This is a genomic window from Microbacterium sp. 10M-3C3 (assembly GCF_003931875.1).
Taxonomy (GTDB): domain Bacteria; phylum Actinomycetota; class Actinomycetes; order Actinomycetales; family Microbacteriaceae; genus Microbacterium.
In genome coordinates this window covers 2,122,155-2,137,847 of record NZ_CP034245.1, presented here as the reverse complement: position 1 = coordinate 2,137,847, position 15,693 = coordinate 2,122,155, and the positions used below count along the sequence as shown (strand labels likewise).

At 72.3% G+C, this 15,693-nt stretch carries 16 protein-coding genes; 12 read left to right on the top strand and 4 right to left on the bottom strand.

The features are described 5' to 3' along the window. Positions 1-9 precede the first annotated feature (9 nt). Both EI169_RS10330 and EI169_RS10325 read right to left on the bottom strand, forming a co-directional pair. Positions 10-957, bottom strand: coding sequence for an aldo/keto reductase (locus EI169_RS10330; protein WP_125132249.1), 948 nt, complete (start codon positions 955-957; stop codon positions 10-12). Positions 958-1,012: 55 nt separating this feature from the next. Further along, positions 1,013-1,414, bottom strand: coding sequence for a TIGR03618 family F420-dependent PPOX class oxidoreductase (locus EI169_RS10325; protein WP_125132248.1), 402 nt, complete (start codon positions 1,412-1,414; stop codon positions 1,013-1,015). A gap of 40 nt (positions 1,415-1,454) precedes the next feature. Here EI169_RS10325 and EI169_RS10320 point away from each other — a divergent pair, with 40 nt between their 5' ends. From EI169_RS10320 to EI169_RS10310, 3 genes are all read left to right on the top strand, one after another. Then, on the top strand, positions 1,455-2,108 hold the full coding sequence (locus tag EI169_RS10320) for a hypothetical protein (RefSeq protein ID WP_125132247.1): 654 nt from the start codon (positions 1,455-1,457) through the stop codon (positions 2,106-2,108). A gap of 191 nt (positions 2,109-2,299) precedes the next feature. Beyond that, on the top strand, positions 2,300-2,797 hold the full coding sequence (locus tag EI169_RS10315) for a PadR family transcriptional regulator (RefSeq protein WP_240640733.1): 498 nt from the start codon (positions 2,300-2,302) through the stop codon (positions 2,795-2,797). 52 nt (positions 2,798-2,849) lie between these two features. Further along, a complete protein-coding gene (locus EI169_RS10310; protein WP_125132245.1) occupies positions 2,850-4,544 on the top strand; it encodes an AarF/UbiB family protein in 1,695 nt (564 codons plus the stop codon). An 18-nt stretch (positions 4,545-4,562) separates the two neighbouring features. Here EI169_RS10310 and EI169_RS10305 read toward each other — a convergent pair whose 3' ends face one another. Continuing rightward, positions 4,563-4,895, bottom strand: a complete 333-nt coding sequence (locus tag EI169_RS10305) for a hypothetical protein (RefSeq protein WP_125132244.1) — start codon at positions 4,893-4,895, stop codon at positions 4,563-4,565. A gap of 196 nt (positions 4,896-5,091) precedes the next feature. Between EI169_RS10305 and EI169_RS10300 the strand changes: the two genes are divergently transcribed. From EI169_RS10300 to rpsA, 4 genes are all read left to right on the top strand, one after another. Beyond that, complete coding sequence (locus tag EI169_RS10300; protein WP_205783776.1) at positions 5,092-6,066, top strand: lytic transglycosylase domain-containing protein; 975 nt, start codon at positions 5,092-5,094, stop codon at positions 6,064-6,066. Positions 6,067-6,131: 65 nt separating this feature from the next. Beyond that, entirely contained in the window at positions 6,132-7,373 is a 1,242-nt protein-coding gene (locus EI169_RS10295; RefSeq protein ID WP_125132243.1) for an FAD-dependent oxidoreductase, read from the top strand. Between the two features lie 85 nt (positions 7,374-7,458). Continuing rightward, positions 7,459-8,757: an HNH endonuclease signature motif containing protein gene (locus tag EI169_RS10290; protein ID WP_240640402.1), complete on the top strand. Its 1,299-nt coding sequence runs from the start codon at positions 7,459-7,461 to the stop codon at positions 8,755-8,757. 245 nt (positions 8,758-9,002) lie between these two features. Next, positions 9,003-10,463 carry a 30S ribosomal protein S1 gene (rpsA, locus tag EI169_RS10285; protein WP_125132242.1) on the top strand — a complete coding sequence of 487 codons (1,461 nt, stop codon included), beginning with the start codon at positions 9,003-9,005 and terminating at the stop codon, positions 10,461-10,463. A gap of 56 nt (positions 10,464-10,519) precedes the next feature. Here rpsA and EI169_RS10280 read toward each other — a convergent pair whose 3' ends face one another. Further along, positions 10,520-10,807 carry a hypothetical protein gene (locus EI169_RS10280; RefSeq protein ID WP_125132241.1) on the bottom strand — a complete coding sequence of 96 codons (288 nt, stop codon included), beginning with the start codon at positions 10,805-10,807 and terminating at the stop codon, positions 10,520-10,522. Between the two features lie 84 nt (positions 10,808-10,891). Here EI169_RS10280 and EI169_RS16600 point away from each other — a divergent pair, with 84 nt between their 5' ends. The 5 genes from EI169_RS16600 to EI169_RS10260 are packed head-to-tail and all read left to right on the top strand — an operon-like array spanning position 10,892 to position 15,692. Continuing rightward, positions 10,892-11,056, top strand: coding sequence for a hypothetical protein (locus tag EI169_RS16600; protein ID WP_164515484.1), 165 nt, complete (start codon positions 10,892-10,894; stop codon positions 11,054-11,056). Between the two features lie 35 nt (positions 11,057-11,091). After that, a complete protein-coding gene (locus EI169_RS10275; protein ID WP_125132240.1) occupies positions 11,092-12,291 on the top strand; it encodes an MFS transporter in 1,200 nt (399 codons plus the stop codon). A 32-nt stretch (positions 12,292-12,323) separates the two neighbouring features. Then, on the top strand, positions 12,324-12,866 hold the full coding sequence (locus EI169_RS10270) for a GIY-YIG nuclease family protein (RefSeq protein ID WP_125132239.1): 543 nt from the start codon (positions 12,324-12,326) through the stop codon (positions 12,864-12,866). 28 nt (positions 12,867-12,894) lie between these two features. Then, positions 12,895-14,532: a PAS domain-containing sensor histidine kinase gene (locus tag EI169_RS10265; RefSeq protein ID WP_125132238.1), complete on the top strand. Its 1,638-nt coding sequence runs from the start codon at positions 12,895-12,897 to the stop codon at positions 14,530-14,532. Beyond that, positions 14,529-15,692 (top strand): hypothetical protein, encoded by a 1,164-nt coding sequence (locus tag EI169_RS10260; protein WP_125132237.1) that lies wholly within the window; start codon positions 14,529-14,531, stop codon positions 15,690-15,692. The genes EI169_RS10265 and EI169_RS10260 overlap by 4 nt, the downstream gene beginning before the upstream one ends. The last annotated feature ends 1 nt before the right edge of the window (position 15,693 follow it).

Below are 15,693 nucleotides of genomic sequence, written 5' to 3'. Positions count from 1 at the left end.
GCGTCGAGCCTAGTCGGCGGGGCTCCAGCGCGACACGTCGTCGAGCCGGCGGAGCTCGTCGGCGGACAGGTCCAGCCGCGTGCTCGCCAGCAGGTCGGCGACCTGCTCGGGGCGCGAGGCGCTCGCGATGGGCGCGGCGACCGTGGGCTGCTGCCGCAGCCACGCGAGAGCCGTCGTGGCGATCGACGCGCCGTGGGCGCGACCGATCTCCTCGAGGGCGTCGATGAGCCGCAGACCCTGCGGCGTGGCGTACTTCGCGGCGCCGCTCGCGCGCGGCGATCCGCCCGCCGCATCCGTCGACCGGTACTTGCCCGTCAAGAAGCCGCTCGCCAGCGCGCAGTAGGGGACGAGCGACAGCCCGAACTCCTCGGCGATCGGCACGACGCCCTCCTCGACGTCGTTGCGGTGCGCGAGGTTGTAGTGGGGCTGGATCGCGACCGGCTGCGCTGTGCCGGCCGCCTGCGCGAGCGACAGCCAGGACCGGATCCGCCCCGGGCTGTAGTTGGACACCGCCGTGTAGCGGACGAGCCCGTCGGTGACCAGGTCGCCGAAGGCCGCGACCGTCTCCTCGAGCGGTGTGTCGGCGTCGTCGAAGTGCGTGTAGTAGAGGTCGATCGTGTCGACCCCGAGGCGTCGCAGCGACGCCTCCGCGGCCGCGCGCACGTTGGCGGCCGACAGGCCGCGGTACTGCGGGTGCTGGCTGACCTTCGTGGCGACCACCACGTTCCCCGGCCGACGCGAGGCGAGCCACTCGCCGATGATCGTCTCGCTCTCGCCACCGGTGTGGCCAGGCACCCACGCGCTGTACGCATCCGCGGTGTCGATGAAGTCGCCGCCGCCGGCGTGGAAGGCGTCGAGGATCGCGAAGGAGGTCTCGCGGTCCGCCGTCCAGCCGAAGACGTTGCCGCCGAGGGACAGCGGGGCGACGTCGAGGTCGCTCGAGCCGATGCGCGTCATGGTCGTGGTCCTTTCGTGGGGTGGTCCATGGACGAGAAGCGCCGAGGTGCGGGCGTCATTCCCTTCCGCTGTAATCCACCGACCAGCTGCGCACGGGGTCGACGAGGAAGACGGCGATCCCGGTGCGGATGTCGTACGGCTTGCCGGTGTACTTGCGCGCGATGCGGTCGACGATCGGCATCGCCTCTGCTCCCTCGAGGCGGCGGTGCACGCGACCGCGCACGGCGGCGTGGCTCAGCATGTTCGCGGGGTCGACGATCGAGAGGGCGACGCGGGGATCGGCCTGGATGTTGCGGTCCTTGACGGAGCGGGCGATCGAGAAGAACGCGAGGTCGTCGCCTTCGACCCCCACCCACACCGGCACGCTGTGCGGCGAGCCGTCCGGCATGAGCGTCGCCACGTGTGCGACGTTCGCGGCCTCGAAGGAGCGACGGACGGACTCCCACGACTGCGCCATGCGTCCAGGCTATGCGGGATCGGACGGGTAGTCTCCGAGCGTGCGCCTTCGCCCGACCGCCGCGCCGGCGGCCGCCCTGCTCGCCCTCGCCCTGGCGGCCTGCACCGCGCAGGCGCCCGCTGCGGCGCCGACCTCCGTCGCGGCGACACCGTCACCGAGCGCGACGCCGACGCCGATGCCGACCCCGACCGCTGCCGAGGAGCCGCTCGTCGTCGTCGGTCTCGACGGCATCTCGATCGGAACGCAGTCGGCGTCGTACGACGACGTGCCGGGGCTGATCGCGGTGGTCGCGGACACCCTCGGATCGGCGCCCACCGAGTCGGTGATCGAGGACCCGTGGGGCAACGGCATGCAGATGGGACGGAGGTACGACTTCGGGGCGGTTCGCGTGATTGAGCTCGGCGGCACCGGCTCCATCGCGGTGACGGGCGTGCCGGACGGCGTGCGATTCGAGACGGCGGAGGGCATCACGATCGGGTCGTCGCGCTCGGACGTCGAGGCCGCCGGCGGGTGGGAGGAGTACGCCGGAGACGACCTCAACGCACCGACGTGGGCGATCCAGCCGCGCGAGGTGCCCGACACCTCGTCCTTGACGCACCGGGGGGAGGTCGGGCGGGAGTTCATCCTGCTCCTCCTCGACGGCGACGCCGTGTCGCAGATCCAGGCGCCGGGCAACGACTTCAGCGACATCTGAGCGTCGGCTGTGGGTCTCGACGGGCCCCTGTCACAGGTGATCCGAGCGATATATCGTTATGTATCGCTGAGCGGATCGACGCTCGGCACGAGGAGGTCATCATGAGCAATTCGTTCTTCGGCGACGCATTCCCGGGCTCGGGTCGCGGACGCACGGGCGGCGCCGGCGACGCGTGGCCGATCCCGAACCTGATGGAAGCGTTCGAGCAGTTCAAGACCATGTTCGACCAGAAGGTCGGCGGCGGCACGCGCGCGCCTCGCGGCGACGTGCGCGCGGCGGTGCTCGCGCTTCTGCTCGAGAAGCCCATGCACGGCTACCAGATCATCGCCGAGATCGGCGAGCGCAGCGGCGGCTCGTGGAAGCCGAGCCCCGGCTCGGTGTACCCGACCCTCCAGATGCTCACCGACGAGGGCCTCCTGAAGGCTGAGGAGTCGGGCGGGCGCAAGACGTACTCGCTGACGGACGAGGGGCGCTTCGCCGCCGAGGCGGAGGCGGACAAGCCCGCACCGTGGGAGACGTCCGGCTCGCGTGAGAGCGCGCGCGGCGGTGGGCTCCCGAAGGCGGGGCTAGACCTCGCCCAGGCCGCGGCGCAGGTCGGGCGCACCGGCAGCCCGGAGCAGGTGAAGGAAGCGGTCGCCGTCCTCGAAGAGGCCCGCCGTAAGCTCTACTCCATCCTCGCTCAGGATTGAGCGGCCGCCCGCCGATCGCGCACGCGCAGCGCGTCGGCATCAAGGAGACTCGATGACCGACGCCTACGCGATGCGCGCTCGGTACCGCCGCATCACGCGGTTCGCCGCGCGCTACCTCGTCGAGGCGTGGTGGTACGAGCTCTTCCTGCCGCGGCTCGGGCTGGCCGGCATCGGTGCGCGCAACCGGTCGCGCCGGATGCGGCGAATCGCCCAGCGCTTCCACGTGCTCGCGGTCGACCTCGGCGGCCTCATGATCAAGGTCGGTCAGTTCCTGTCCTCGCGGCTGGACGTGCTGCCGCCCGAGGTGACCAAGGAGCTGGAGGGGCTGCAGGACGAGGTCCCGCCCGTGGCTTTCGACCGCATCCGCGCGCTCGCCGAGAGCGAGCTCGGGCGGCCGCTCGAGCAGTCGTTCGCGTGGGTCGATCCGACGCCGGTCGCCGCCGCCTCCCTCGGCCAGGCGCATCGCGCGCGGCTGCTCCCGGAGGACGCCGCGGAGACCGGCTTCGCGGACGCCGTCGTCAAGATCCAGCGCCCCGGCATCGACGCGGTCGTCGAGGTCGACCTGCGTGCGCTGCGCAAGGTCGGCGGATGGCTCAGCCGCGTCAAGCTCGTGCGCGACCGCGTCGACATGCCGCAGCTCGTGGAGGAGTTCGCCGCGACGAGCCTCGAGGAGATCGATTACCTCCACGAGGCGGCGAACGCCGAGCGCTTCGCCGTCGACTTCGCCGCCGATCCGCGTGTGGCCGTGCCCGAGGTGGTGTGGGAGCGCACGACGCGTCGCGTGCTGACCCTTCAGGACGTCACGGCGATCAAGATCAGCGACACCGGGGCGCTCCGGGCCGCGGGGATCGACCCGACCGAGGTCGCCCGCGCTTTCGCGGCGGTCATGTTCGACCAGCTCTTCGACCGGGGCTACTTCCACGCCGATCCGCATCCGGGGAACGTGTTCGTGACGCCGGGTCCGGATGCGGCGCCCGGGGCGCCGACGTGGCGATTCACGTTCATCGACTTCGGCATGATGGGGCAGGTCCCGCCGAATCTGCGCCGCGGGCTCCGCCGGACGCTGATCGCAGCCGCCTCGCGCGACGGCAAGGGCCTGGTCGACGGCATCCGCGACGTGGGCGTGCTGCTGCCCTCGGCCGACACCGCCGAGCTCGAGCGCGCGATGACCCAGCTGTTCGCCCGCTTCGGCGGCATGGGCTTCGCCGAGCTGCAGGAGGTCGACCCGCGCGAGTTCCGGGCGTTCGCCATCGAGTTCGGCGACACGGTGCGCGCGCTGCCGTTCCAGCTGCCGGAGAACTTCCTGCTGATCGTGCGCGCGATGTCGCTGACCTCCGGCATGTGCAGCGCGCTGGACCCGGCCTTCAACATCTGGGACGCGGTCGAGCCCTACGCCCAGCGGCTCATCCGCGAGGAGAGCGGGAACGTCGTGTCGGCGGCCCTCCGGGAGGCGGGGTCGGTCGCGACGCTCGCGGCGCGCCTGCCGCGCCGCCTCGATGCGCTGGCCGACCGGATCGAGGACGGCCGGGTGAGTGTGCAGACGCCCAAGCTCGACCGTCGCGCGCGCGACCTCGAGCGGATGGGCCGTCGCGTCGTCTCCGCCGTGCTGTTCGCGGGGCTGCTCGTGGCGGGGGCGGTGCTGCGGATCGAGGACGCCGTGTTCGGCGGCGTCCTCATGGCCGTGTCCGTCCTGCCGCTCCTGCACGCGATGCTCGCGGGCGTGATCGCGCGCCGCAGCGGCCGCTGAACTCCTACGACCGGCGCGTCACGCCTCGCCGGGCCGCGGATCGCGGATGGTCCAGCCCACGCGCTCGAGGGCCTCGGCGAGCCGGCGGGCGTGCGCGCGGGCCAGCGCGAGCGACGCGTCCGAGCAGACGTCGACGGCGAGGGGCGGCGGGTCGGCGAACTTCGGGATGGCGACCTCGGCCCACACGTGCGGGGCGAGTCCGACACGGGGGTAGGCGGTGCGGGCGTGCTCGACCTCGCCGTCCGACACGAACGCGATCACCTCCAGAGCATCGGGTTTGGTGATCGGCAGGTCCACGACGAGCGTCACGACGAACGGTCCGCCGGGGGTGTCGCGCATGCCCATGCTCATCTCTCCATGATCGCCGCGATCGGGGGTCTTTCGGTGCGATCTGCGGCATCCGACCGGGCTTCCCTCCGCCCGGTTCTCCACAGGCGTCCAGGTAACGTTCAGGTAACGGCTGTCAGGCTGTGGGACTTATGTCCGCCTCCGCGGATCGGAGACGCCCGCCCGAGGGCGTTTTCCCCCCGATACGGAACCAGTCTTCATGCGCACCAACACGTCTTCCGTCCCCACCCGCCGCAACCGCCGCGAGGCCGAGCGTCGCAGCCGCCGCCGCCCCGTCCTCATCGTCGGCGGGCTCGCTCTCGGAGTGATCTGCGCGGCCGCGATGACCGGCACCGCGCCCGCGCCGCAGGCCTCGGCGCAGCCGCAGCTCGCGTCGTTCGCGCTCGCGTCGTACCAGGCGCCGGTCGAGGTGCAGCCCGCCCTCACGCCCGAGGCGGATGCGGCGGCTGAAGCCCAGGCGGCGCTGACCGCCGCCGGCACCGCTGTGCAGGCCGCGGCGACCGTGCAGTCCGACATCGCCGCATCCGGACTCGATGTCGGCGACCCGAACCCGACCGTGGACGTCGCGGCGCTGCAGACGGCCGTCGACCGGCTCGAGAACGCCGACGAGCTGCCCGCGCCGTTCGTCCCGGCGCTCACCGAGGACGTCGCCGAGCTCGTGGCCTCGGTCGACAACCGCGTCGCGTCGCTGCGGGGCAGCCTGGACGGCGCGATCGAGCGCAAGAAGGCCGAAGAGGCCGCGGCGGCCGCCGAGAAGGCTCGCCAGGAGGCGGAGGCCGCCGCGGCCGCCGCCGCGAAGAAGGCCGCGCCCGTCTCGCGCGGCAGCGGCAACTCCGCTCCGGTGCCCGTCGTGGCGGCGACCGGCGACAACAGTCCGGCCGGCGCCCAGGCGACCGCCCGCGGCATGCTCGCCTCCCGCGGCTGGGGCGACGACCAGTTCTCGTGCCTCGTGTCGCTGTGGAACAAGGAGTCCGGCTGGCGGGTCAACGCGTCCAACCCGAGCGGTGCCTATGGCATCCCGCAGGCGCTCCCCGGCAGCAAGATGTCCTCTGCCGGCGCCGACTGGCAGACGAGCGCCGCGACGCAGATCTCGTGGGGCCTCGGCTACATCTCCGGCCGCTACGGCGACCCGTGCGGCGCGTGGAACCACTCGCAGTCCGTCGGCTGGTACTGAGTCTGCGCTGAACGAAGCCCCCCGCCCGCGCGGGGGGCTTCGTCGTGACGCCGTACGCTCGGCATGTGCAGTCGCATGACGTGGTCGTGGTGGGCGCCGGTCTCGCCGGCCTCCTCGCGGCTGCCCTGCTCGCCGAGGCCGGCCGCGACGTCGTCGTGCTCGAGGCCGGGGATGCGGTGGGCGGTCGCGAGCGTACCGATGCGGTCGACGGCTTCCTCGTCGACCGGGGGTTCCACGTCCTGAACCCCGCCTATCCCGCCGTGCGCAGGCACGTCGACACCGCGGCCCTCGCGCTGCGGCCGTTCCCGGTCGGCGTCGAGGTCGCCCGCGCGCGCACGATCGCCACGCTCGCCCACCCGCTCCGCCATCCACGTCTCCTGCCCGCCACCCTTCGGAGTGATCTCGTGCGGCCGCGCGAGGTCTTGGCGGTGGCGCGATGGCTCGCTCCGGCGCTCATCGGGCCGCGCACCGTCCTGGCGGGGGAGGACCGCACGCTTTCTGCGGCGTGGGACCGCGTCGGTCTGCACGGCCCGCTGCGCACCGCGGTGCTCGAGCCGTTTCTCGCGGGCGTGGTCGCCGACACGACGGGGGAGACCTCCGACAACTTCGTCCGCCTGCTCGTGCGGATGTTCGCGCTCGGCGCGCCCGGTGTGCCGGCGCGCGGCATCCGCGCACTGCCGGACCAGCTCGCCGAGCGTGCCCGCGCGGCCGGGGCCGACATCCGGCTCGGGCACCGCGTCACGGGGGTGAGCACGACGGGGAACGCGGTGACGATCGCCGTCGAGGGCGCCGACGCCGTGCGCGCGGCCGATGTCGTGGTCGCGGTGTCGCCCGAGAGCGCCGGCGCGCTCGTGCCGATCGCGCCTCCCGTCTTGCGCGGGCTGCAGACGTGGTGGTTCGCGCTCGATGAGCCGCCCTCCCCGTCGGCGTTCCTCCGCGTGGACGGCACGCGCAGCGGGCCGGTCGTCAACTCCGCGGTCCTGTCGCACACGGCGCCCTCGTACGCGGCGCCCGGCCGCCATCTCCTGCAGGCGTCGTGCGTGTTCGATCCCCGCGATGCTCCGAGCGAGACGGTGGTGCGCGCGCAGCTCGCGCGCATGTGGCGAGCGGATGCGGCGCGGTGGGAGCTTGTGCGTCGCGATGACATCCCCGCCGCGCTCCCGGCGCAGACACCTCCGTTGCGACCGCTCCGGCGCCGCCGGGTCGCCGAGCGGGTCGTCGTCGCGGGCGATCACCGCACCACGGCGTCGATCCAGGGCGCGCTCGTGTCGGGGGAGCGGGCCGCCCGCGCCGTCCTCGCTCGATAGACGCCCGCTGCGCCGAGAAACGCCGCGCTCGCCGCTCGCCTCGTTGTCCACCGGCGGTGTCGGAGGCCCTCGCTAGCGTGGGGTCATGTTCAGCGAGCCGGAGGAGTGGGGGCCCGAACCCGACGTGGTGCGGGACCCGACGATCGGCGAGCCCGGCATCGACGCGCTGGCGTGGGTGCAGGACTCCTCGGTGATGCTCGCCGTGTTCGCCGCCGAGCGCTTCGAGCGGATCGCGGAGTACCGTCGCGAGGCCATGGCTTCCCCGCATCCCTTCCGCGGCGCCGCGCCCGAACTGATCGAGCGATCGCTGCGTCTCGAGCTGGCCGCCGCGCTGCAGCTCACCGAGCACACCGCCGCGCGACTGCTGCACACCGCACACGCGCTGACCGAGAGATACCCCGCGGCGCTCGACGCGCTCCACGGCGGCCGCACGACGGCGCAGCACGCAGAACTGTTCGTCGAGCTCGTCGACGCCGTCGAGCCCGAGCTGCGGGACGTGGTCATACCCACCGCGCTCGAGCTCGCTGAATCGTGCCCGCTCGGCACCTTCCGCCGTCGGCTGCGGGCGCTCGTCGACACGGTGCGGTCTGCGACGCTGGACCAGCGGAGCCGAGAGGCGCTCGCCCGGCGGCGGGTCATCCTCGAGCCGTCCGACGACGGCATGGGGTGGCTGCTGCTGCACGTGCCTGTGGTCGAAGCGCGCGCGATCATGAACCGGCTCGACGGGGAAGCGCGCGTCTTCGCCGACCGGCCGGATGACGACCGCACGATGGATCAGCTGCGAGCCGACATCGCGTGCGACCTGCTCATCGACGGTGAGGTCGCCGCGCACCCCGACGAGGTGCGCGGAGTGCGGGCGACCGTGGCCGTCACGGTGCCGGCGCTCTCCCTCCTGGACGACGACCTCGCCGCCTCGGCGGGGCCGGCGAGCGTCGAAGGCGTCGGGCCGATCCCCCTTGCGAAGGCGCGTGAGCTGTGCGGCGTCGCGACGAGCTGGATGCGCGTGATCACACACCCCGAGACCGGAGTCGTCCTCTCCGTCGGGCGTGACCTCTACCGTCCACCCGCCGATCTGCGACGGCTCGTGAGATGGCGCGCCGAACGCTGCCTCGCCCCCGGATGCAACGTGCCCGCCCGGCTGTGCCACATCGATCACCAGGTGCCGTGGTCGGAGGGCGGCCGCACCGAGCTGACCAACCTCGCGCCGCTCTGCGAGAACCACCACATCGTCAAGCACCACGGCGGATGGGGCGTCCGACAACGGCCGGACGGCGTCATCGAATGGATCTCGCCCCTCGGGCGCCGCTACCTTGTCGAACCCGAGCGTCGAACGCCGACGTTCCGTCCGCCGCCGGAGCCGCCGCCGGGCGACCCGCCGTTCTGAGGGCGCCCGCCGCGAGGCGGAACATTTCGCGGGGCCCCGGTGTTTGATACTCTGGAGCGTCACTCGTGTGGCTCGTTCCGCATGCCCGGCCTTCGCCGGGAGTGACATCGCTTGACAACAATCCGCTTCGCTTCGGCTCGAGGCATCCGTTCGCGCTTGCGCGGGCGGGGCCGCGGGAACCCGGTTCCGTCCGGGGGAGCGCTGAGTCGAAGCCCGACACAACCCCTTATAGGACAACCCACTACATGACTACCGCAACGACCGCCCCGGCCACCAAGCAGGTCGCGATCAACGACATCGGATCTGCCGAGGACTTCCTGGCCGCGGTCGAGAAGACCCTGAAGTTCTTCAACGACGGCGACCTCATCGAGGGCACCGTGGTGAAGATCGACCGCGACGAGGTGCTCCTCGACGTCGGTTACAAGACCGAGGGTGTCATCCCCTCGCGCGAGCTCTCCATCAAGCACGACGTCGACCCCAACGAGGTCGTCAACGTCGGCGACCACGTCGAGGCGCTGGTTCTCCAGAAGGAGGACAAAGAAGGCCGCCTCATCCTGTCGAAGAAGCGTGCGCAGTACGAGCGCGCGTGGGGCGACGTGGAGAAGATCAAGGAGAACGACGGTGTCGTCACCGGCTCCGTGATCGAGGTCGTCAAGGGCGGCCTCATCGTCGACATCGGCCTCCGTGGCTTCCTGCCGGCCTCGCTCATCGAGCTGCGCCGCGTCCGCGACCTCACGCCGTACCTCGGCCAGGAGATCGAGGCGAAGATCCTCGAGCTCGACAAGAACCGCAACAACGTGGTCCTGTCGCGCCGTGCGCTCCTCGAGCAGACGCAGTCCGAGTCCCGCTCGAACTTCCTCAACAACCTGCACAAGGGCCAGGTCCGCAAGGGCACGGTGTCCTCGATCGTCAACTTCGGCGCGTTCGTCGACCTGGGCGGCGTGGACGGCCTCGTGCACGTCTCCGAGCTCTCCTGGAAGCACATCGAGCACGCCTCCGAGGTCGTCGAGGTGGGCCAGGAGGTCACCGTCGAGATCCTCGAGGTCGACCTCGACCGCGAGCGCGTCTCGCTGTCGCTGAAGGCGACGCAGGAGGACCCGTGGCAGGTCTTCGCCCGCACCCACGCGATCGGCCAGATCGCACCGGGCAAGGTCACCAAGCTCGTTCCGTTCGGTGCGTTCGTGCGCGTCGCGGACGGCATCGAGGGTCTCGTGCACATCTCCGAGCTGTCGGGCCGCCACGTCGAGCTGGCCGAGCAGGTCGTGTCGGTCGGCGAAGAGGTCTTCGTCAAGATCATCGACATCGACCTCGAGCGTCGCCGCATCTCGCTGTCGCTCAAGCAGGCCAACGAGTCGGTCGACCCTTACGGCACCGAGTTCGACCCGGCCCTGTACGGCATGGTCACCGAGTACGACGAGCGCGGGGAGTACAAGTACCCCGAGGGCTTCGACCCGGAGACCAACGCTTGGCTCGAAGGCTTCGACGAGCAGCGCGAGAAGTGGGAGCAGGAGTACGCCGCCGCCCAGGCTCGCTGGGAGGCCCACAAGGCTGCCGTCGCCAAGGCCCTCGAGGCCGAGGCGAACAACGCCGGTGGCGCCGACGTCCCGTCGGCCGGTGGCTCGTACACCTCGGAGTCGTCCTCGGGCGGCACCCTGGCCGACGACGCCGCTCTCGCCGCTCTGCGCGAGAAGCTGTCGGGTCGCTGATCCCGTAGCACCGCACGAAGGGCCGGAACCCGCGAGGGTTCCGGCCCTTCGCCGTCTCAGGGCGCGGTCGGCAAGTTCAGCAGCGCGACGAGTCCGATCGTCGTGACGAGCCCGGTCACGGTGGCCAGCCCGCCGAGGATGAGGCCGAGAAGACCCATCCACACGGGGCGGCGCTGGAACAGCGCCACGGCCGACAGCACGAGCGCCGCGGCGCCCAGCACCAGGCCGGCGACCGGGAGCCAGCCGATGAGGAAGGCGACGCACGCGGCGACGAAAGCCGTCCAGCCGAGCACTCCCGCCGGACGGGGCTCGCGGGACGCGCGACGCTGCAGGGCGGAGGTCATGCCCCCACGCTAGCGGCGGCTAGCGGGCCCGCGGATGCGGCGCAAGCGCTCGTCCGCAGCCTCGCCCGCAGGCAGACTCGGTGCATGGTAGCCCGACTCCCCATCATCCTGAGCCTCCTGGGCGCGGCGATCCTGTTCGCCGCGATCGCCCTCGTCTTCACTCTCGTCATCACGAGCCTCGTGATGGGAGGCGTCGACTTCCCCGGTGAACCGGAGATCGCCGACGCGGCGGCTCTCGTCGCGGGCTGATCGGACGCAACCGCCGCATCGCCTACCGTGAAGTGGTGAGCGACTTCACCGGACATCTGCCGGGAACTCGCGAGTACCGTCGCCTGCTCGCCGGACTGTTCTTCGCCGGCGTCGCGACGTTCGCGCAGCTGTACTCGCCGCAGGCGGTCCTGCCCCTCATCTCCGCGGACTTCGCGGTCGCCCCCGCGACGGCCGCGCTGTCGGTCTCGGCCGCGACCGTCGGGCTGGCCTTCGCCGTCCTCCCGTGGTCGGTGATCGCCGACCGCATCGGCCGGGTGCCGGCGATGGCGTGCGGCGTCGTCGTGGCGAGCCTCCTCGGCCTCGTCGCCCCGTTCGCGACCGACATCGTCCCGTTCCTCGCGATCCGCATCCTCGAGGGCGCGGCTCTCGGCGCCGTCCCCGCGGTCGCGCTGGCCTACCTGAGCGAGGAGGTGGACGCCGGGCATGCCGCCGCGGCGGCGGGGAGCTACATCGCGGGCACGACCGTCGGCGGCCTCGCCGGCCGTCTCATCTCCGGGCCCATCGCCGACATCGCGCAGTGGCGCGCCGGAGTGTGGGCAGTGGCGGGGGTGTGCGCCGCATCCGCCGCCCTGTTCGTGTGGCTCGTGCCGCGCGCGCGGGGGTTCGTGCCGCTCCGCGTCCGCAGCGAGCGCGGCCCGCACATCGGCACGCGGCTGCTGCGAAACCTCGCGTCCGCGCCGCAGCGCGCGCTGTACGTGCAGGCCTTCCTCCTCATGGGCGGCTTCGTCGCCGTCTACAACTACCTCGGCTTCCACCTCGCCGCACCACCGTTCGGTGCGCCGGCGTGGCTCGTGACGCTGCTGTTCGCGGCATACCTCGCCGGCACGGTGTGCTCGCCGTGGGCGGGCGCCCTCGCGTCCGCCCGCGGGCGGCTGCCGGTGCTGCTCGGCTCCATCGGCGTCGGCATCGCCGGGCTCGCGCTGATGTTCGTGCCGGATCTGGTCGCGATCATCGCCGGGCTCGTCGTCTTCACGGCGGGCTTCTTCGCAGCGCACGCGATCGCGTCGGGCTGGGCGCCCGTCGCAGCCCCCGCCGGGACGCGCGCGCAGGCGTCGTCGCTGTACTACCTGGGCTACTACGGCGGGTCGAGCCTGTTCGGCTGGGCGCTCGGATGGGTGTTCTCCGAGGTCGGGTGGCCGGCGTTCGTTGCGGCGGTGATCGCGCTGTTCGTCGTCGCCGGCGTCGTCGCGGCCGTCGCGCTGCGCCGCGTCTGACGGATGTCGGCGGCCGCGCCTACGCTCGCGACGTGGAGTGCATCGTGCCCGACTGCCCGCAGCCGCCCGAGGCGGCCGCACCGGTCGGCCTGTGTGCGCATCACGCGGCGGTGGTCGCCGAGTGGCACGACCGCGCTCACGGCGTGACCGACGTCGCACCCACGCCGTGCCGTGCGTGCGGGTCGCGTCTCGGGGTGCGATGGCCGAGCGGATGGCTGTGCGCGGTGTGCGAGTGGCGGCTGGCCGACGTGCCCGACGACGACCTGTCCGCGCCCCGCGTCGACGTCGTGTACTACCTCGCCTACCGCGACCGCGTGAAGATCGGCACGACCGCGAACCCGCGTCAGCGCTTCGCCGCCATCCGGCACGACGATCTGCTCGCGCTCGAGAGGGGCGACCGCGGTGTCGAACGGCGGCGGCACGAGCAGTTCGCCGACCTGCGCTGGGCGGGGAGCGAGTGGTTCCGGCGGTCTCCACAGCTCGACGCGCACATCGCCGCGCTGGCGGCGGGGGTGAGCGACCCCTGGGTGCAGTGGGCGCGCTGGCGCAGTGAGGCATCCGCGTTGCGCGGCTGACGGTCGCAGACCCGCTACTGTCATCGACATGGCGTGGCTCTCGGAGGAGGAGCGACGCGCGCGCATCGAGGACAGCACGCGCGACCGCACCGTCCTGTTGAATCAGGTGCTCCTGGCCGGAGTCGTCCTGGTGGCTTCGCTGGCCGCGCTCACGTTCGGGCAGATCGACGCGCAGGCCTCCTTCGTGATCGGGCTCTCCCTTGTCTACGGCGCCACGGGAGCCGCGATCCTCGTTCCGTGGAAGCGGCTGCCCCACGTGGCGACGGCAGTCCTCCCCATCGTCGACGTCATCGCCATCGCGTTCCTCCGCGAGGGCACCGACGCCGCGGGCATCGGCCTGCTGTGGGCGTTCCCGGCGATGTGGATCGCCGTCATCTTCGCGATCCCGGGCGTCGTGGTGGGAGTGGGCGCTATCACGGTCCTCCTCGTGGTGCTCACCGTGTCGGATGCGACGCAGACCGTCGCCACTCCGACCGTGCTGCTGCCCGTCACGATCGCAGCCCTGGCGACGATCGCCGCCCTGGCCTCGCGCCGCAGCGCCGCGCAGCGGGAGCTGCTGGACAAGCAGGCCCGTCAGCTGCAGCACTCCGTCGCGCGCGCGCGGCGGCAGGAGGACCTCGTGACGGAGGTCCTCGACGCCGTCGAGTTCGGCGTCATCCGCATCACCCCCACCGGCGATCTCGTCTTCACGAACGAGGCGCACGCGCGCCTGCAGGGCGCGACCGATCACGGCGGTGCGCAGCTGCCGATGTTCGCGCGCGACGGCGAGACGCCCGTGGCCGCCGACGGGGCGCCGCTGGCGCGGGCCCGACGGGGGGAGGCGTTCGAGAAGGAGCTCGTCTGGTATGGGCCGCCCGGCCCGGGCCGACGCGCGCTCAGCGTGACCGCCCGCCCGCTGCACGACCTGGACGGCGGCGCGGGCGGAACCGTCGTCGTGTCGCAGGACGTGACGGCGGAAGTCCAGGCGCTGCGCGCCCGGGAGGACCTCGTCGCCTCCGTGTCGCACGAGCTGCGGACGCCGCTGACGTCGATCCTGGGCTACCTCGAGCTCGCGCTCGACGGCGAGCTGCCCGAGAGCACTCGCCGTGACCTCGCCGTGGCCGAGCGCAACGCCGAGCGCCTGCTCGAACTCGTCACCGACATCCTCGCCATCTCCGACGTGACCCGCCACGGCGTCGGGCTCGTGCTGCGGCCGGAGGACGTCGATCTGGTCGGCATCGTCACGGCGGCGATCGAGTCGATCGCCCCCCGGGCGGCTGAGCGCCACATCGACGTGCGCGGGGAGACGGCCGCTCCGGTCGTCGCGCGCGTCGACCCCCACCGCATCCGTCAGGTCGTCGACAATCTGCTCAGCAACGCCGTGAAGTACCACCGCGACGGCGGGTCGGTGCAGGTCGCCGTCAGCGGCGACGGCGTGGACGCGTGGCTGTCGGTCAGCGATGACGGGCCCGGAATCGCCCTCGACGAGCAGCCGATGCTGTTCGAACGGTTCTTCCGGGCCGACGCGGTGCGCAACTCGTCGACGCACGGATCGGGCCTCGGCCTCGCGATCAGCCGCGATCTCGTGCGCGCCCACGGCGGTGAGATCTTCGTGCAGAGCCGGCCCGGAGCGGGCGCCACCTTCACAGTGCGCGTCCCGCTGCAGCCGGAGGGGGAGCGGCCATGACCATCGATCTGTTCACCATCACACTCGTCACGGCGCTGGTCATCATCGTGTGCACCGTGCTCTATCTCGTGGAGACGTTGCTGCGCAACGACGGGGCCGCCGGGCGGCTGTGGTCGGTCGCGTACCTCGCGGGCACCATCACCGTCTCGTCCTATCTGGTGTGGTCGATCGACCGGACCGCGTTCGTCGCCGTCGCGGTCGGCAACGCCGGCTTCGTCGCGACGGCCGGATTCATCTGGCTCGGGGCTCTCGCCTTCAACCGCCGGTCGTTGCGCGTGCCCGCGGTCGTCCTCGCCGCGATCGAGGTCGTCGTAACGGCCTCGGCCTTGCTGGCCGGCCCCGGGGGCGGGGACTGGGCCGGTGCGGTGCCGATGTTCCTCGGCAACGCCGTCCTCGCGTCGCTCGGCGCGCTGGAGACCCGTCGCGGCGCGCTCGCCGCCCAGTGGAACGCGATCGGGCTCACCGTCGTGCTGGTCGTGGAGGCGGTGTTCTTCCTCGCGCGCACGGTCTTCTTCCTCATCGCCGGCCCGGAGTCCGAGGTGTTCCGGACGTGGTTCGACTCGGGGCCGACGTCGGTGCTCACGATCGTGCTGACGATCGTGGCGGTCGTGACGACCTCCGTGCTGCGGGCGGGGGAGTCGGGCCTGCGCGGGCAGCGCGACACGTACACGATCGAGGTCGCCCTCGACGGCGTGCTCACGGCCGATTCCTTCCGCTCGGCGGCGAAGACCCTCCTCGAGCGCACGCAGCGCAAGGGCGAGACGATGTGCGTGATGGCGGTGCGCATCGACGATCTGCACCGGCTCGGCGTCGCGTTCGGCCCCGGCGAGGCCGACGCCGTCGCCGAAGCCTGGCGACGCATCCTGCGTCGCGACGCGCCGAGTGCCTCACTGGTGGGCGAGGGCGGGCCGACGACGCTCCTGTCCGCGTTCATCACGACCTCGTTCTCCGACGTGCGCCGCACCGCGGGGATCCTCCAGCGGCAGCTGCTCGAAGACTTCGGCGGTCTGGGCCTGTCGGCGATCCCCGTCGTCGGCGTCGGCATCGCTCTCACCGACCGCACCGGTTACGACTTCGACGCCCTCGTCGCCGCGGCCGCGGACGCCGCGCGGCGCTCGGCCACGAGCTCCGACGCCTCGGTGATCCTCGCCGACGCCTGAC